Source organism: Pseudomonas sp. DWP3-1-3b3, assembly GCF_049896305.1.
In the GTDB taxonomy this organism is placed as follows: domain Bacteria; phylum Pseudomonadota; class Gammaproteobacteria; order Pseudomonadales; family Pseudomonadaceae; genus Aquipseudomonas; species Aquipseudomonas azotoformans_A.
Genome location: NZ_JAFCUA010000017.1, coordinates 73008 through 88805 on the forward strand (window position 1 = coordinate 73008; position 15798 = coordinate 88805).

18 protein-coding genes are annotated in these 15798 nt (G+C 57.9%); 11 read left to right on the top strand and 7 right to left on the bottom strand.

The features are described from left to right. Positions 1-61 precede the first annotated feature (61 nt). The 8 genes from ACP7BX_RS29850 (at position 62) to ACP7BX_RS29885 (ending at position 7943) form a co-directional block, all read left to right on the top strand. Positions 62-1090, top strand: coding sequence for a Gfo/Idh/MocA family protein (locus tag ACP7BX_RS29850; protein ID WP_426131896.1), 1029 nt, complete (start codon positions 62-64; stop codon positions 1088-1090). A 127-nt stretch (positions 1091-1217) separates the two neighbouring features. Then, positions 1218-1394, top strand: coding sequence for a hypothetical protein (locus ACP7BX_RS29855; RefSeq protein WP_177004141.1), 177 nt, complete (start codon positions 1218-1220; stop codon positions 1392-1394). 48 nt (positions 1395-1442) lie between these two features. Then, positions 1443-2378 carry a sugar ABC transporter substrate-binding protein gene (locus tag ACP7BX_RS29860; RefSeq protein WP_177111623.1) on the top strand — a complete coding sequence of 312 codons (936 nt, stop codon included), beginning with the start codon at positions 1443-1445 and terminating at the stop codon, positions 2376-2378. 54 nt (positions 2379-2432) lie between these two features. Further along, positions 2433-3986: a sugar ABC transporter ATP-binding protein gene (locus tag ACP7BX_RS29865; protein ID WP_426131893.1), complete on the top strand. Its 1554-nt coding sequence runs from the start codon at positions 2433-2435 to the stop codon at positions 3984-3986. Between the two features lie 26 nt (positions 3987-4012). After that, complete coding sequence (locus tag ACP7BX_RS29870) at positions 4013-5035, top strand: ABC transporter permease (protein WP_016975559.1); 1023 nt, start codon at positions 4013-4015, stop codon at positions 5033-5035. A 406-nt stretch (positions 5036-5441) separates the two neighbouring features. Then, entirely contained in the window at positions 5442-5846 is a 405-nt protein-coding gene (locus ACP7BX_RS29875; protein WP_010564800.1) for a TraR/DksA family transcriptional regulator, read from the top strand. A 545-nt stretch (positions 5847-6391) separates the two neighbouring features. Further along, positions 6392-7624: a methyl-accepting chemotaxis protein gene (locus tag ACP7BX_RS29880; protein ID WP_426197815.1), complete on the top strand. Its 1233-nt coding sequence runs from the start codon at positions 6392-6394 to the stop codon at positions 7622-7624. Positions 7625-7739: 115 nt separating this feature from the next. Further along, positions 7740-7943, top strand: a complete 204-nt coding sequence (locus ACP7BX_RS29885) for a hypothetical protein (RefSeq protein ID WP_033898225.1) — start codon at positions 7740-7742, stop codon at positions 7941-7943. Positions 7944-7950: 7 nt separating this feature from the next. Here the strand turns inward: ACP7BX_RS29885 and ACP7BX_RS29890 are convergent, their stop codons facing one another. The 3 genes from ACP7BX_RS29890 to ACP7BX_RS29900 all read right to left on the bottom strand — a co-directional run bounded on the left by ACP7BX_RS29890 (position 7951) and on the right by ACP7BX_RS29900 (position 8871). Next, positions 7951-8187 (bottom strand): DUF2789 domain-containing protein, encoded by a 237-nt coding sequence (locus ACP7BX_RS29890; protein WP_177111620.1) that lies wholly within the window; start codon positions 8185-8187, stop codon positions 7951-7953. Positions 8188-8254: 67 nt separating this feature from the next. Then, positions 8255-8485 carry a hypothetical protein gene (locus tag ACP7BX_RS29895; protein ID WP_038848515.1) on the bottom strand — a complete coding sequence of 77 codons (231 nt, stop codon included), beginning with the start codon at positions 8483-8485 and terminating at the stop codon, positions 8255-8257. Positions 8486-8598: 113 nt separating this feature from the next. After that, positions 8599-8871, bottom strand: coding sequence for a hypothetical protein (locus ACP7BX_RS29900; protein ID WP_178954337.1), 273 nt, complete (start codon positions 8869-8871; stop codon positions 8599-8601). A gap of 419 nt (positions 8872-9290) precedes the next feature. On the opposite strand from ACP7BX_RS29900, the gene ACP7BX_RS29905 reads away from it, so the two are divergent. After that, positions 9291-9740 carry a hypothetical protein gene (locus ACP7BX_RS29905; RefSeq protein WP_050554011.1) on the top strand — a complete coding sequence of 150 codons (450 nt, stop codon included), beginning with the start codon at positions 9291-9293 and terminating at the stop codon, positions 9738-9740. Between the two features lie 133 nt (positions 9741-9873). Beyond that, entirely contained in the window at positions 9874-10890 is a 1017-nt protein-coding gene (locus ACP7BX_RS29910) for an ABC transporter substrate-binding protein (RefSeq protein ID WP_426131888.1), read from the top strand. Positions 10891-11030: 140 nt separating this feature from the next. Here ACP7BX_RS29910 and ACP7BX_RS29915 read toward each other — a convergent pair whose 3' ends face one another. After that, positions 11031-13157 carry a TonB-dependent receptor gene (locus tag ACP7BX_RS29915; protein WP_426131886.1) on the bottom strand — a complete coding sequence of 709 codons (2127 nt, stop codon included), beginning with the start codon at positions 13155-13157 and terminating at the stop codon, positions 11031-11033. Positions 13158-13252: 95 nt separating this feature from the next. Continuing rightward, positions 13253-13642: a DUF2946 domain-containing protein gene (locus ACP7BX_RS29920; protein ID WP_016975551.1), complete on the bottom strand. Its 390-nt coding sequence runs from the start codon at positions 13640-13642 to the stop codon at positions 13253-13255. Between the two features lie 93 nt (positions 13643-13735). Here ACP7BX_RS29920 and ACP7BX_RS29925 point away from each other — a divergent pair, with 93 nt between their 5' ends. After that, complete coding sequence (locus tag ACP7BX_RS29925; protein WP_033898231.1) at positions 13736-14173, top strand: DUF3995 domain-containing protein; 438 nt, start codon at positions 13736-13738, stop codon at positions 14171-14173. Positions 14174-14560: 387 nt separating this feature from the next. Here the strand turns inward: ACP7BX_RS29925 and ACP7BX_RS29930 are convergent, their stop codons facing one another. Continuing rightward, positions 14561-14977: a hypothetical protein gene (locus tag ACP7BX_RS29930; protein ID WP_426131884.1), complete on the bottom strand. Its 417-nt coding sequence runs from the start codon at positions 14975-14977 to the stop codon at positions 14561-14563. Further along, on the bottom strand, positions 14974-15798 hold an 825-nt coding region (locus ACP7BX_RS29935; protein WP_426197813.1), incomplete at its 5' end, for an RHS repeat-associated core domain-containing protein. The genes ACP7BX_RS29935 and ACP7BX_RS29930, both read right to left, overlap by 4 nt.

Here is a 15798-nt window from a genome sequence, read left to right on the forward strand (position 1 = left end):
TCGCGAGCAAGCCCGCTCCCACAGTTGAATTGGGTTTCCACTTCAATTGAGGAGTGTATGTATGCGAATTGGACTGGTCGGCTACGGCCACGGAGGGCGCTTCTTTCATGCGCCGCTGATTGCAACACTGCCCGGCGCCACGTTTGTTGGCGTGGTGACACGTTCACCCGAGCGCCGACAGCAATTGAACACGGACCTTCCCGGTGTAAAGGCCTTCGACTCCATCGGCCAGATCGTCGAGGCCGGTGTAGACGCCCTGGTCATCTCCACCACCCTCAAAGGCCGCCCGGCCCTGGTGCTGGAGGCCATCGAACACGGTGTCACCGTGGTCAGCGACAAACCCTTCGCCGCCAACGCCGAACAGGCCCAGGCGCTGATCACCGCCGCCGAGCGCCAGGGCACGCTGCTCAGCGTGTACCAGAACCGGCGTTGGGATTCGGACTACCTGACCCTGCGCAAGCTCATCGATGCCGGCGCCCTGGGCAAGATCACCCGCTTTGAATCCCGCGTGGAACGCTACAGCCCGCACGCCGTGGGCAACGCCAGCGGTGGCGGCTGGCTGCGCGACCTGGGCAGCCATTTGGTCGACCAGGCGTTGCAACTGTTCGGTCCGGTGGATCGGGTGTTTGCCCAGCTGCATTACACCGCCGAACACTCCACGGTGGATCACGGTTTCTTTGTCTCTCTGACCCATGCCAATGGTGTGATCTCTCACCTGTGGGGCAACGCCTTGCAAAACAGCCAGGCACCGCGTTTTCGCGTCAGTGGCAGCGCAGGCTGTTACACCGTCGAAGGCCTGGACGGTCAGGAAGAGGCGCTAATGGCCGGCAAGTCGCCGAAAACCGAAGGCGAGCACTGGGGCGCCGAAGAGCATCGACGCTGGGGCTGGTTCGAACAAGGGTCAGAGCGTGAGCGAGTCCCTTCGGAAAAGGGCTGCTGGACCCAGTTCTATCGGCAGTTGCAACTGGCGGTACAAGGGCAGGGACCCTTGCCAGTGGACGCCTATGACGCCCTGGAAACCACCCGTATATTGGACGCCGCACGCCTCAGCGCAGAGCGCCAGCAGGTGGTTTCAACAAAAATAGAATAAAATTCTAAAACAGGTTGATATGGAAATTATTTTCCAATAAAGTCTTTTCCAGGTTGCATAAAGTACGTTTGGACTCGATCCGGGCGACTCAACAAAAACAAGATCAAAAACAACCAGGTACCGTCAGATGAAAATCTTCAACGCTGTACTGCGAGTTTTACGCCCTGCCAAAGCGCCACGCGGTCTGCCCCGCGCCCGGCCGTTCTACTTCTCCTTCCTTAATGTGCTGTGCGTCGAAAACAAAGGCGCGCTGGTGTGCTGCATTCCCGGTGCACCCGTCGTCCGGCTGCCTGCCGAGCTCTGATAAACGCAACGTCCAGAAAACCAACAAGAAAGTGGAGACAGACCGTTCATGAAGACCCCGATCCGTTTTACCGCCCTGGCCTTGTCCATGCTGCTCGCCAGCGGTGTTGCCTCGGCTGCTGATCTGAAGATAGGCGTGAGCATGTCCGCCTTCGATGACACCTTCCTGACCTACCTGCGCGAAGACATGGACAAGCAGGCCAAGTCCTATCCCAAGGGCGATGGCGTGCAGTTGCAGTTCGAGGACGCGCGTGCCGACGTGGTCAAGCAGCTGAGCCAGGTCGAGAACTTTATCAGTCAGAAAGTCGACGCGATCATCGTCAACCCGGTGGATACCGCGTCGACCAAGAACATCATTAATGCCGCCACCAAGGCCGGCATTCCGCTGGTGTTCGTCAACCGTCGTCCTGATCAGAAGGACCTGCCCAAGGACGTAGTAGCAGTGACATCCGACGACGTCGAGGCCGGCAAGCTGCAAATGCAGTACATCGCCGAAAAGCTCGGTGGCAAGGGCAAGATCGTGATTCTGCTGGGTGACCTGGCGAACAACTCCACCACCAACCGCACCAAGGGGGTGAAGGAAGTGCTGGCCAAGTACCCGGACATCAAGATTGAGCAGGAACAGACCGGTATCTGGCTGCGTGACAAGGGCATGACCCTGGTTAACGACTGGCTGACCCAGGGCCGTGAGTTCAATGCGGTTCTGGCCAATAACGATGAAATGGCCATCGGCGCGTCCATGGCCTTGAAGTCGGCAGGCACCAAGCCTGGCACGGTATTGATCGCCGGTGTGGATGGTACGCCGGATGGTTTGAACGCGATCACCAAGGGTGATTTGGCGGCGTCGGCGTTCCAGGATGCCAATGGCCAGGCGGTGGGTTCAGTGGAAGCGGCGCGCAAGATGGCCAAGAAAGAGGCGGTCGAGCAGAACCAGATCATCCCGTTCCAGCTGATCACGCCGGAAAACGTCAAAGACTTCAAATAACAACAATAAGCCGGCAGGGCGGCCTTGGCCGCCCTGCAGATGGAGTACGTTCCTATGCTCGCTCAAGCGACTGTCTCGCAGCCTCCCGGTATCCAGCCCGTCGGGTTGGAAGAACCCTACCTGTTGGAAATCACCAATATCAGCAAAGGCTTTCCCGGCGTTGTAGCCCTGGCGGATGTGCAACTGCGGGTGCGCCCCGGTTCGGTGCTGGCGCTGATGGGCGAGAACGGTGCGGGCAAGTCGACGCTGATGAAAATCATCGCCGGCATCTACCAGCCCGACGCCGGGGAAATCCGCCTGCGTGGCAAGCCGATCGTGTTTGAAACGCCCCTGGCGGCCCAGAAGGCCGGGATCGCGATGATCCACCAGGAACTCAACCTGATGCCGCACATGAGCATCGCCGAGAACATCTGGATCGGCCGCGAGCAGCTCAACAGCCTGCACATGGTCAACCACCGCGAAATGCACCGCTGCACCGCCGAATTGCTGGCGCGCCTGCGCATCAACCTGGACCCCGAGGAACACGTGGGCAACCTGAGCATCGCCGAGCGGCAGATGGTCGAGATTGCCAAGGCGGTGTCCTACGACTCCGACATCCTGATCATGGATGAACCGACATCGGCCATTACCGACAAGGAAGTGGCCCACCTGTTTTCGATCATTGCCGACCTCAAGTCCCAGGGCAAAGGCATCGTCTACATCACCCACAAAATGAACGAAGTGTTCGCCATCGCCGATGAAGTGGCGGTGTTCCGCGACGGCCACTACATCGGCCTGCAACGCGCCGACAGCATGAACAGCGACAGCCTGATCTCGATGATGGTCGGCCGTGAGCTGAGCCAGTTGTTCCCGGTGCGCGAGACGCCCATCGGCGACCTGTTGCTGACGGTGCGCGACCTGACGCTGGACGGCGTGTTCAAGGACGTGTCGTTCGACCTGCACGCCGGCGAAATCCTCGGTATCGCCGGCCTGATGGGCTCGGGCCGTACCAACGTGGCAGAAACCATTTTTGGCATCACGCCCAGCAGCAGCGGCCAGATCACCCTGGATGGCAAGGCGGTGCGCATTACCGACCCGCACATGGCCATCGAAAAAGGCTTCGCCCTGTTGACCGAGGATCGCAAGCTCAGTGGCCTGTTCCCGTGCCTGTCGGTACTGGAAAACATGGAAATGGCCGTATTGCCGCACTACACCGGCAACGGCTTCATCCAGCAGAAAGCCCTGCGCGCGCTGTGCGAAGACATGTGCAAGAAGCTGCGGGTGAAAACCCCGTCCCTTGAGCAGTGCATCGACACCTTGTCCGGCGGTAATCAGCAGAAGGCCTTGCTGGCGCGCTGGCTGATGACCAACCCGCGCCTGCTGATCCTCGATGAACCCACCCGTGGCATCGACGTGGGCGCCAAGGCGGAGATCTACCGATTGATTTCATTCCTCGCCAGCGAAGGCATGGCGGTGATCATGATTTCCTCCGAGTTGCCCGAAGTGCTGGGCATGAGTGACCGGGTCATGGTGATGCACGAAGGCGAATTGATGGGCACCTTGGACCGCAGCGAAGCGACCCAGGAAAAAGTCATGCAGTTGGCCTCCGGGATGACGGCAGTCCACTGACGTACAGAATAAGAAGGTGATTGGCTATGAACGCAATAACGGACAACAAACCTGCGACGGTGCCCACTAAAAGTCGTCGACGCATGCCCACCGAGCTGAGCATCTTCCTGGTGCTGATCGGCATCGGCCTGGTCTTCGAGCTGTTCGGCTGGATCGTGCGGGACCAGAGTTTCCTGATGAACTCCCAGCGCCTGGTGCTGATGATCCTGCAAGTGTCGATCATCGGCCTGCTGGCGATCGGCGTGACCCAGGTGATCATCACCACAGGGATTGATCTGTCCTCCGGCTCGGTGCTGGCGCTGTCGGCGATGATCGCCGCGAGTTTGGCCCAGACTTCCGATTTTTCCCGTGCGGTGTTCCCGAGCCTGACCGACTTGCCGGTATGGATCCCGGTGGCGATGGGGCTGGGCGTGGGGCTGCTGGCGGGGGCGATCAACGGCAGCATCATTGCCGTTACCGGCATCCCGCCGTTCATCGCGACCCTGGGCATGATGGTCTCGGCCCGTGGCCTGGCGCGTTACTACACCGAAGGCCAGCCGGTGAGCATGCTCTCGGATTCGTACACGGCTATCGGCCATGGCGCGATGCCGGTGATCATCTTCCTGGTGGTAGCGGTGATCTTCCATATCGCCCTGCGTTACACCAAGTACGGCAAGTACACCTACGCGATTGGCGGCAACATGCAGGCGGCGCGTACCTCGGGCATCAATGTCAAGCGCCACTTGATCATCGTGTACAGTATCGCCGGTCTCCTGGCAGGCCTGGCGGGTGTGGTGGCCTCGGCACGTGCAGCGACCGGCCAGGCCGGCATGGGCATGTCCTATGAGCTGGATGCGATTGCGGCGGCGGTGATCGGCGGCACCAGCCTGGCGGGCGGAGTAGGGCGCATCACCGGCACTGTGATCGGTGCGCTGATCCTTGGGGTGATGGCCAGCGGGTTTACCTTCGTCGGGGTGGATGCGTATATCCAGGACATCATCAAGGGCCTGATCATTGTGGTGGCGGTGGTGATCGACCAGTATCGCAACAAGCGCAAACTCAAGCGCTGACTCAATCTAAAAATGTGGGAGCGGGCTTGCTCGCGAAAGCGGTGTATCAGTCACAGGTCTGTTGACTGGAAGACCGCATTCGCGAGCAAGCCCGCTCCCACAGGGGCTCATCGCCGATCAGTTTCAACCGTTTGTCTTCTATATAGCTCCACAACACTGAATTTCTTGCTATAAACGCACTCCTATGACCATTCGCCGAGCCCGTCCTGGTGCTTTTGGGGGTTATCTCGGAAAAATTGCCTGTCTTTTCAGTTGCTGCGCCCTCAAGTCGGCCTTAGACTGCCGCCCCTCGTAAATTGAGTGCCGGGTGGCGCTTGAAATGGATGGCGCCCTTCCGAGACCTGCAGAGGTCGGCCGGAACGCTCCCTTATTCGCCTTAATGCACGTATTTTTTATAGAGAAATCAATGACAAAGGAAAAGTTGCTGGCCATGCCGGCGGATGACTACATGAATGCCGAACAGCACGCTTTTTTCGAGCAGTTGCTGCAAGACATGAAAGTGGAACACCACGAGCGCATTGAACAGAACCGTATCGCCATTGAAAGCCTGGACACCCCGGCCGACCCGGCTGACGCTGCTTCCGTTGAAGAAGAGCGCACCTGGCTGGTCAACGCCATTGACCGCGACCAGCGCATGCTGCCGCAGCTGGAGCGTGCACTGGAGCGTATCAAGGAAGATTCCTTCGGCTGGTGCGATGACAGCGGCGAGCCTATCGGCCTCAAGCGCCTGCTGATCAGCCCGACCACCAAGTACTGCATCGAAGCGCAAGAGCGCCACGAGCAGATCGACAAGCATCAGCGCCAAGCCTGATGCGGTGAAGCTGGGGGACCGTCCTGCGGTTTCCCAGGGAAAGATCCGTTACACCCGGTCTATTGATCTGTTGCAAGCTACCCCACTAAAGGCCCATGGATAATGGCCCGATAGTGGCGTTTAATGCAGCGACAATAATGACAAGCAGTGGGGTAACGAAGATGGCTGGAGACGGATCTCTGATGGGCGCAGCAGTGTCACCGCAAACGGTGGCGCGCGGGCTGCCCGGCTGGCTGACGCCACTGTTGCAGAGCACCGCCCTGGTGTTGGTCCTGCTTGGGTTGGCGCTCGCCAGCCTGCCACTCTACCTTTGCCTGGCACTGGCTCTGCTGGTGATCTGGCTGCCTCGATTGAAAAGTCGCACACCTGTTATCGCATCTTCCGATGCCGTCGATGCCATCGGCGAATTGACGCGCGACCTCTCCTACACCACCAGTCATAACGCGTTGTCCGCCGCCGGTGTGGCCTATTCGGTCAAGCAACTGGCCGCGCGCGTGCAGTCGCAGCTGGGCGCGGCCAAGCAGATTGTCAGCAGTGCCGAGGTGATGATCGGCACCGAAAAGGTCACCTCCCAACTCAGCCGCGAAGCACTGGGTGCCGCCAGCCAGGCCCATCAACGCAGCACCGAGGGCCGCGAAGTACTGGCCCAGTCGATCACCCGCATGCACCAGCTCAGCCAGCGTGCGAATGCCAGCCGTGAACTGATCGAAGCCTTGAGCCTGCGCAGCGAGGAAATCCAGCGGGTGACCCTGGTGATCCAATCCATTGCCAGCCAGACCAATTTACTGGCACTCAACGCGGCCATTGAAGCGGCGCGGGCCGGTGAGCATGGGCGTGGGTTTGCGGTAGTTGCGGATGAAGTGCGTGGGTTGGCGGGGCGTACGGCCACGGCCACCGATGAAGTCGGGGTGATGGTCGCGGATATCCAGCAACGCACGGCCCAGGTGGTGGAGCAGATTCGCCAGCTCTCGGCGGACCTGCATACCGGCGTGGAGCAGGTGGAGCACGCCGGTGAGCAGTTGCAGAGTATCGCCAGCCTGGCGGCGGATGTGGAAGGCCAGGTCAATGAGATCGCCCAGGGCACCGACACCAACCGCATCCAGCTCGACAGCCTGTTCCATGCCGTGGAACAGATGCGCAGCGACCTGGCTGTCAGCGATCAGCAAACCCGACAGTTGGCCGACGCTGCGGTGCAGATGGAAGGGCAGGCCGAAACCATCAGCGAGCGCTTGGCGGAAGTTGGGCTGGATGACTATCACCAGCGCATCTACGACCTGGCGCGCGAGGGGGCGAGCCGGATAGCTGAGCAATTCGAAGCCGACGTGCAGCAGAACCGGATCAGCCTGGATGACCTGTTCGACCGCAGCTACACGCCGATTGCCAACACCCGCCCGAGTAAGTACCACACCCGCTTTGACGGCTACACCGACCAGGTGTTGCCGGCGATCCAAGAAGCGCTGCTGCCACGCCATGAAGGCTTGGTCTTTGCCATTGCCTGCACGCCGCAGGGCTATGTGCCGACGCATAACAAGGCGTTTTCCCACGCGCTGACCGGCGATGCGCAGGTGGATGCGGTGCAGAATCGCACCAAACGCAAGTTCGAAGACCGCACCGGAATCCGTTGCGGCAGCCACCAGCAGGCCGTCTTGCTGCAAACCTATACCCGCGACACCGGAGAGCTGATGCACGACTTGTCGGTTCCGATCATGGTCAAGGGCCGGCATTGGGGCGGCTTGCGCCTTGGCTATAAACCCGAAGCGGTGAAGGGCGGACGCTAGGGATTATTGCTGTTTATGCAATGGAGCTATTCCAGGGATAGCTTTTTCCAACTGGAAGAAAACCGTAGCATGGCCAACATTGTTAGCCAGCTAACTAATGCTGCGGAGAAGCTCCATGCAAAACAAAGTCGATGTCGCCGTGATGATTGGCAGTGGCGTACCCCAAACCCTGCGTGCGCTGGGCCAGAGGGCCTGCTGGGTGGTGTTGCTCAACGGTGAGCAACGTGGTACGGCGTTCGCCAGTCGCGATGAAGCGGAGGAGTGCAGGGCTGCCTGGCAGGCGCTGCTGCGCCTGGAGCAGTCGGACAGCCTGCATTGAGACGGGTTTATTGCGATTGATGCAGGCGTTGATTCAGCTCATCCACGGGAATCGCCCATTCAGCATCCTCGCGCAGCTCTTCTTTCAGAAAGGCTGCTTGCTGTTCAGACCAGAACGGCGCATCGATCAGCTTTACGTCTTCAGACAAAGGGTGCGCGACGATAAACGCGTCGATGGCGTCTGGGGTTGAGTCCAGACCCAATTGTTCGAAGAGGGTTTCGAGGGTAGGGATTGGCGCGTCCATATCGTTCTCCATGCAGGGGGTCGTTATGCATGGGAGGGTCTTGGCGCAGCAGAGTTCTATCGGATTGTCAGGAATTCAACGCCCCGGCATCCACAGCAGCTTTCAAGGCCTTGGCGGATTCCTTGGCTGCGATGGCAGCAGCATCAACGGTTTTGAACCAACGGTCTTTTTCCACCTGGTGTGTAGTCACAGTGGTCAGCGGAGGCTTGGCCCGCATGATGATCACTGCTTGGAATTCACCGTCTACTTCTCTTGCGTCGCCATGGATGAAAAATTCGCCGATATCAAATTCCGTCACGTAGAGCCTTCCCTTGGAGATAACTGCACTGGAGAAACCTGGCCCGCAGGGCACAAACTTCAGTGGACGGGCCAGTATGGCAGTTGTTGCGGGTCGGCGGCGCAGTTAAGTTATCAGGCGGACGAAACGACCGCTCCATGGTGTGCTTGCAACTGGGCTTCTAGTTTCTTGGCCAGTTCACAAGCCTTGACATGGCCGCTGCGAAAGCCTTTTATTTGGCCGCTGAGCACTTCACGGATGTGGAAGAAGTTTTTACCGGCAGGTACAACCTGGTAAAGAACCGGATCCGAGTACCCCTCGAAGCCGCCCAAGCGGTAGTATTGAGCCTCGCCTTGGCATGATGAACGGGTGTGCGAAGACATAGCATTGTAGGTTGATCGTTGCATGGCCTGCTCCTTTCGATCGATCCGGTTGACTTGATTGCAACGTTTTGGGTGGTTTTGATCGGTGCTGCTGTTTTAGTATTGTCGTCGGCGGCCAGCGCCCGGTTCCATGACAGCGTGTTTATTTGTGTTTGCATGTCGGAAAACCGCATTTTTAATTAGGTTATTTTCTGAAGTTGGTCGGCCCGTATTCTCGGGCTGTTGAACCTGTGATCTCCTGTGATGCCTGATGACCTTGCACAAGGTCCATCGCGCACGTCTGTACTAGTCTTACGGCGCGGCAGTGGGGTCTTCTTCAGTTTTTTTTCAAAGAATGAATGATGTGATCGTGCCGTAATGGCCGTTTTTTTTGTGCTGCCCGCTCTGGCGGACGGCGCTCTTTTCGATGTGGGGGCGTTTCCTTGGCAGTCAGTAATCTGGATATGCACGCGTTGTTCGTGCTGGGTGATTTGCGCGCAAAGTTGGTCAAGCAGTTTCAATCCCGTTTTGTTTACATCACCGAGCAGACGCCGGAAGGCATCTACATCGCCGAAATCGACACCGAGGCGGCGATGGTTGTAGATGACAAGCCGCGCCTGGAACTCAAAGTCGGCGATCATTTCCGCGCAGCGGTATTGCCCAGCCGTGAAGGTGGCAAGTTCGAATTGAAGTTCCGCGACATCAAGTTGACCGTCTACGGCCTGGGCGACTACGCCTTTGTGTCCTCGGCCGAAGGCCAGGGCATCGTGTTCAAGGAAGGCCACAGCGTGATGCTGGTATTTGCCGCCAACGAACAACTGCAGGAAGGCCTGACCAAGACCCTGAAGGCCGTGACCGGCAAGGCCGCCAAATGGCGCAAGGGTGAATTGGTCACGTTCAAGGCCAGCGAATAACCATCAAATTCCTCGAACACCCGTTATCTCCCGGAACCTCTACTACAGTTGAGTTGACTTAACTATTCAGAGGCTTCGCGCTTACGTAGCAAAGCCGTCCGCTGTCTGCTGCGATATCGCGAGGTGCAAGGGCATGAAAGGATTGAGAACACTGTTGGCGGCGTCCGTGGCGACCTTGAGTCTGTCAATGACCGCACTGCCGGTTTCGGCCGCCGAGAAGCCAGTGCACTTTGCCGATTTGAACTGGGAAAGCGGCAGCCTGATTACCGAAGTGCTGCGAGTGATCGTCGAGAAGGGCTATGACTTGCCCACCGACACCTTGCCGGGCACCACCATCACCTTGGAAACCGCCCTGGCGAAGAATGACATCCAGGTGATTGGCGAAGAATGGGCGGGCCGCAGCCCGGTGTGGGTCAAGGCCGAAGCCGAAGGCAAAGTGGTTGGGTTGGGCGACACGGTCAAAGGCGCGACCGAAGGCTGGTGGGTGCCGGAATACGTGGTCAAGGGTGACCCCGCCAAAGGCATCAAGCCCCTGGCGCCGGAGCTCAAGAGCGTGAAGGACCTGGCGCGTTACAAAGACGTGTTCAAGGACCCGGAATCCCCCGGCAAGGGGCGCTTTCTCAACAGTCCCATCGGCTGGACCTCCGAAGTGGTCAACAAACAGAAGCTCAAGGCCTACGGTCTGGACGACAGCTATGTGAACTTCCGCAGTGGCTCGGGCGCGGCACTGGATGCCGAGATTGCCTCATCGATTCGCCGGGGCAAGCCGGTGCTGTTCTATTACTGGTCGCCAACGCCGTTGATGGGGCGCTACAAGTTGATCCAACTGGAAGAGCCGCCGTTTGATGCCGAGGCGTGGAAGACGCTGACGGATGCGGACAATCCTGATCCGCAGCCCACGCGCTCGTTGGCATCCAAGTTGAGTATCGGGGTGTCGACGCCGTTCCAGAAAGAGCATCCGCAGATTGCGCAGTTCTTCGAGAAGGTCGAGTTTCCGATTGAGCCGCTGAACAAAGCCTTGGCGACCATGAGTGAAAATCACACGGCGCCACGGGAAGTGGCCCAGGCGTTTTTAAAGGAACACCCAGAAGTTTGGAAGGCCTGGTTGACCGAGGATGTGGCGCAGAAGGTTCAGGCAAGCCTGAAATGATCCCGGATCTAACTGCCAGGTAAAGATCAAATTGTGGGAGCTGGCTTGCCTGCGATCGCGGTGTATAAGTCACAGATGTATCAACTGACACAGCGCTATCGCAGGCAAGCCAGCTCCCACATTGGCCTGTTTTTCCAAGGCTAGAACTTGGTTTGCACCGCCAGCTCAAATGTCCTCGGCGAGCCCAGGTAATACGCCGGCGACACATGCGCAAACTCGGCATACACCTCATTCGTCAAATTGCGCACCCGGCCCGTCACCGAGGTGTGTGAGTCGACCTTATAGCGCAGGAACGTGCCGAACAGCGTGTAGGCCGGCACCGTCTGGGTGTTGGCGTTATCGGCGTACACCTCGGCTACGTATCGCGCATCCACGCCCCCTTGCCAATCTTCGGCAAAATCATACGTCAGCCACAGGTTACCCACGCGCTTGGGCACGTTGGTTGGCGTATTACCTTTACGCGAGACCACTGCGCCACTGGCGATTTTTTCGTTGAAGTCATCGTATTCCGCGTCGACCCAGGCGAAGTTGCCCTCCGCCAGCAACCTTGGCGTGATGCGCAACGAACTGGCCAACTCGATGCCCTTGGATGACTGCGCGCCGATCGGAATGCTGTTGGTCGGGTCCTGCGGGTCGGTCACGGCAAAATCTTTGCGCTCGATCTTGTACGCGGCCACGGTGGCCGAGCCACGGCCGTCCAGGTAATCGAACTTGCTGCCCACTTCCCACTGTTTGCCCGTCGAGACATCAAACACTTGCGTGGTGGTGTTCGGCTGCTCGGCGGCGGTGCTGTATTGCACATACACATTGGCCGACGGGATGAACTGGTAAGTCAGGCCGACGCGACCGGTCACCGGTTCCCAGCTGCGCTTGAAGTGGCGGGGATTGGTGGCGGTGATCGCGCGATGGTTGGTGACGTCCAGGTCGATGGCGTCGTAACGCAGGCCGGTGAGCAGCGAGAGTTTATCGGTGAGCCCCAGGCGGTTCTCCACGAACAGCGCCTTGGTGGTGACCTCGTTGGTCTTGTCCTTGCCGAACTTTTCACGGGTTCGCGGGATGTCGTAGAAGTGTCCAGGGTTGTAGTTGTTCGGATCCACGCTGCTGTTGCCCGGCACATTCAGTGGGGTGTTGGTGGTGCTGTTGACCTTGTATTCGAAGCCCCCGGACCAAGTGGTCGACAAGCCGAAAATACTGTCATCGTGGCGCAGCTCGAACTGGTTGCCGTTCTGTTCGCCCTGGTGGCGTACCTGATAGGCCGTCGAGCGGTTCACCGCGCTGTTATCGGCGTTGTATTGGTAGGTTTCCAGGTTGCGATAATCACGCTGGCTGTCCAGGTGATAGAGGGTGTTTTTCAGGGTGGTGTTGTCGTTGAGGCGGTAGTCGATGATCGAGCGCGCCCAGATCGTGCGCTGTTCATAGCGCCCGTCAGCAACGTTGTAGTTGTTGAAGCGGTTGTGCTTGTCGATCTTAAGCTCACCCACTTTGGGATTGAGCACCGGCGTACCCCAGTAAGGGCTGTCTTCATGCTCATCCTGGTATTCCAGCGCCAGGGTGTGAGACAGGTTGGGCGTGAGGTCGCTGAGCAGGGAAAACGCCAGGCTCCAGGCCTCGCGCTGGTCACGGTCGATGTAGCTGTGATTGGTGTTGCGGCTTACATCCAGGCGCGCGTAGTGCTGCACATCCGCGCTGGGTTCGGTCAGGGCGTGATTGACGCCAAACGCCATGCCCGCAGTGTCATAGCTGCCATAGGTAAGCTGACCTTCGGCGGCCTGTTCCTCACGGGTGGCCAGCTTGGTCACGTAGTTGAGCGAACCGCCCACGGAGCCGGCGCCGTTGATCAAGGAGGAGGGGCCGCCTACCAACTCCACCCGATCATAGATCCAGGCATCCACTGGCCGGGCCAGGCCGGTGGCGACATTGATCCCGTTGAACATCTGCGTGATCTGGCTGCTGGTAAAACCACGGTAGGAGACAAACCCGCCAAATCCTGGCGGGGCGCTGGCATTCACGCCAGGCAAGGTGTTGGCGGCATCACGGAAAGTCTTGGCGCCGTGGCGCTCGATGTCATTGCGGTTGGCGATAGCCACCGATGCTGGAGTTTCGCGCACGCTCAAGCCCAAGCGCGAGGCCATGCCACTGGATTGATCCAGGGCCAGGCCAGGCTCGGCGGTTTGTTCGCCATCAATGGTGGTCGGGGCCAACTCAAGGGCCCAGGCGCAGACAGGCAGGCAGCCGAGCAGGCCCGCCAACAGGGGAAGATGTTTCATGGTTGAATCCTGAAAAACTTGGCTTGAAAACAACGCACAGCCGCCCGTACGTCCTCGCGGAAACGGTGGTCAGTGCAGATTGGAAAGCGAAGGGATCAGGCGAAAGCAGGCGGTGCGCGCGGATTAGCCGCAGGCCAGGTAAAGCGGGCAGGAATGTCGGCAGCCAGGACAATGGCCGGCGGCGGTGCATGGGGCTGTGGCAGTACTGCCACATTCAAGCTGGAACTCAGCGCCGGGCCCATGCCGCCGGTAGAACACAGCGGGCAACCAAACGCCTTGGACAGCGTCGGCAGGTTCTCTTCAGTGGAGTTGGACGGCTTGGGCGCCTGGGTGCGCGGGTCTACCGTACAGAACTGACCGCCGATGCCATTGAGCTGCATCCCGACCATCTGCCCATGACCGATACTGCAGGCGAACACATTGAACAGGACGCAGCAATAGAGCATCCAGGCAATGAGCGAGCGGTCGGCACGAGCGATTTTCATGGGGCGGCACTTTACCATCAGCCGCCGACGAAATGCCTGCAAAAAATCTCCAGGCGACTATCCTCTTTCGCACCTTTTAAGGGAGAGCCAGCCATGAGCTTTGTTGTCGCACGATGGATTGTCGGCATTTTCACCTTCATCAGCATGGTGCATTTGTACTGGGCTGCCGGAGGCAAACTCGGCTTCCAGGCCGCCATTCCCCAATTGCCCGGCGAATTCGCCCGGGGGCCGAAACCGGCGTTCAAGCCCTCCGCGCTGGCTACGTTTCTGGTTGCCATGGGGTTGGTGGGGATTGCATTGATGGTGTGTCTGCGGGCGGGGCTGTATTTCTCGGCGGTGTCCCACGGGGCCTTGCAGTGGGGGATCAGCGCGATTGCGGTGGTGATGTTTGCCAGGGCGATTGGGGATTCGGAGTTGGTGGGGTTTTTCAAGAAGGTCGGTGGTTCGCGGTTTGCGCGGTTGGATACGTATTTTTATTCGCCGTTGTGCCTGGTGTTGGGGGTGGGGTTGTTGGTGGTGGCGTGGGGGTGAGTGATGCTTAAGTGTTTGTGGGGTAGAGGTGAAGTTTGGTTGTGGTTATTTGGACGAAGCACGACTTTTGAGGGAGTGATTCTTCAATCTCAATAAGGATTATTGAATCACCGAGTTTTAATGCTACGCAATTGTCGTTAGCGCCATGGATTAATTTGGCGGTTATCTGGACTGTGCTGTTGATAGCAGTGATCAGTGACGCTTCTGTAGACGAATACTCAATGTTCTTTTGCCAAGAAAAAACTTCATTTGTGTCCAGCTCCACATCCAGAATATCCCCTGTTTTTGGCTTCACCCCATTCCACAAGGCAATGCCATTGCCTATCTCTGAGTGAAACTTTACGAGCAGTTCACTCTGGCTTTCAAATATTTCAGTTATTAGTATCTTCATGAAAGCTTTACGAAGTCTAAGTCGCCTTCAAATGAAATGCATGCAATCCAGTTCAATGACTTGGATACAATGTAAGTATGCTGGGGGAATTCAGAAAAAATTTTGAGTGCCTGGCAAACGTGCTTTGGGTCTATTGCGTACGCCTCGTCGCAGGCAGAGTCACTGATAAAAACAAGGTCGTCGTCAGTGTATTTTTTAATTTGCTCGGCCAGCTGTGATATCGCTAAATTTGAAGATGCAAGTCCGAAGTTAATACTTTTTTCTAAAGTATTCCAAAAGATTTTGCTGCCGGAGAATGGTAGCTTTCCATTGATTTCGCTGACCATTAAGGCGTGTTCACTTTCCGATAGAATGTCAAAGCTGATATCGAAAGCCTTCAGGTCAGCAGTTAGCTCTTCGTCAAAATAACTCATTTTTTTGCAAACCTTTTGGTCAACTGCAGCACTGTTTTCGGGCTGGCATCAAATTGGTAGTGTGGTCCCTTTTTCTTGCCAGACCAGACATTTATGTGGGCACCACTTCTATCGTCGTACTCAACACGGTAACCAGTTTTTCCATCGGCCGTCTGCATTCCTACGGGCTCTCCTTTACGCGGGCCAAACCTTCCCATTGTTGGTTTCTCTGCTCGGAAGTCATTCTCAAACAACCATTCCAGAGCTTTGTTCGATGCTTGTTCGTAGGTAGATGACCGGTAAGAGCGGCTAACCTCGGGAGGTGTTTGTCCATGATTTTTTGTTACTGCTTTGTCACGTTGTTGCGGGCAATTCCCTGAGACGCAAGCTAACCCTAATGGGTCTATCCAGCCTGTGGGGTTAGGCACGTATTGGTACGCATTGATCCCCCCCGCCAATTTCACCGGATCCGGCGTCAGGTAGCGACCAGTATCCGGATTGTAGTAGCGATGACGGTTGTAGTGCAGCCCGCTTTCCCGGTCAAAGTATTGGCCCTGGAAACGCAGCGGGTTGTCGATTTTTCCTATGTCGAGGCGGCTGATTTCGCCGTAGGCGCGATAGTGCGCGGACCAGACGATTTCGCCATCCGGGGCGGTTAGTTCCTGCGGCGTACCGAGGTGGTCGAGTTGGTAGTGGTAAGCCTTGGTTTCCTTTGGTCCAAAGCCTTCCAGCAGCGCCAATGGCCGGAAGCTGTCAGGCTCATAGAGGTAGCTGCGGTGGCGATCCGCGTGGTGTTCGGCGATGAGTTTGTCGCCCTGCCAGAAGAACTCGGTAGTTGTGCC

What these genes read in the sequence shown, in the direction of transcription:
- ACP7BX_RS29880 (WP_426197815.1), top strand. Translation starts at nt 6,392, where the DNA reads ATGATCGGCACCGAAAAGGTCACCTCCCAACTCAGCCGCGAAGCACTG.
- ACP7BX_RS29870 (WP_016975559.1), top strand. Translation starts at nt 4,013, where the DNA reads ATGAACGCAATAACGGACAACAAACCTGCGACGGTGCCCACTAAAAGT.
- ACP7BX_RS29890 (WP_177111620.1), bottom strand. Translation starts at nt 8,187, where the DNA reads ATGGACGCGCCAATCCCTACCCTCGAAACCCTCTTCGAACAATTGGGT.
- ACP7BX_RS29925 (WP_033898231.1), top strand. Translation starts at nt 13,736, where the DNA reads ATGAGCTTTGTTGTCGCACGATGGATTGTCGGCATTTTCACCTTCATC.
- ACP7BX_RS29850 (WP_426131896.1), top strand. Translation starts at nt 62, where the DNA reads ATGCGAATTGGACTGGTCGGCTACGGCCACGGAGGGCGCTTCTTTCAT.
- ACP7BX_RS29905 (WP_050554011.1), top strand. Translation starts at nt 9,291, where the DNA reads ATGCACGCGTTGTTCGTGCTGGGTGATTTGCGCGCAAAGTTGGTCAAG.
- ACP7BX_RS29860 (WP_177111623.1), top strand. Translation starts at nt 1,443, where the DNA reads ATGAAGACCCCGATCCGTTTTACCGCCCTGGCCTTGTCCATGCTGCTC.
- ACP7BX_RS29915 (WP_426131886.1), bottom strand. Translation starts at nt 13,157, where the DNA reads ATGAAACATCTTCCCCTGTTGGCGGGCCTGCTCGGCTGCCTGCCTGTC.
- ACP7BX_RS29920 (WP_016975551.1), bottom strand. Translation starts at nt 13,642, where the DNA reads ATGAAAATCGCTCGTGCCGACCGCTCGCTCATTGCCTGGATGCTCTAT.
- ACP7BX_RS29855 (WP_177004141.1), top strand. Translation starts at nt 1,218, where the DNA reads ATGAAAATCTTCAACGCTGTACTGCGAGTTTTACGCCCTGCCAAAGCG.
- ACP7BX_RS29885 (WP_033898225.1), top strand. Translation starts at nt 7,740, where the DNA reads ATGCAAAACAAAGTCGATGTCGCCGTGATGATTGGCAGTGGCGTACCC.
- ACP7BX_RS29865 (WP_426131893.1), top strand. Translation starts at nt 2,433, where the DNA reads ATGCTCGCTCAAGCGACTGTCTCGCAGCCTCCCGGTATCCAGCCCGTC.
- ACP7BX_RS29910 (WP_426131888.1), top strand. Translation starts at nt 9,874, where the DNA reads ATGAAAGGATTGAGAACACTGTTGGCGGCGTCCGTGGCGACCTTGAGT.
- ACP7BX_RS29900 (WP_178954337.1), bottom strand. Translation starts at nt 8,871, where the DNA reads ATGCAACGATCAACCTACAATGCTATGTCTTCGCACACCCGTTCATCA.
- ACP7BX_RS29875 (WP_010564800.1), top strand. Translation starts at nt 5,442, where the DNA reads ATGACAAAGGAAAAGTTGCTGGCCATGCCGGCGGATGACTACATGAAT.
- ACP7BX_RS29930 (WP_426131884.1), bottom strand. Translation starts at nt 14,977, where the DNA reads ATGAGTTATTTTGACGAAGAGCTAACTGCTGACCTGAAGGCTTTCGAT.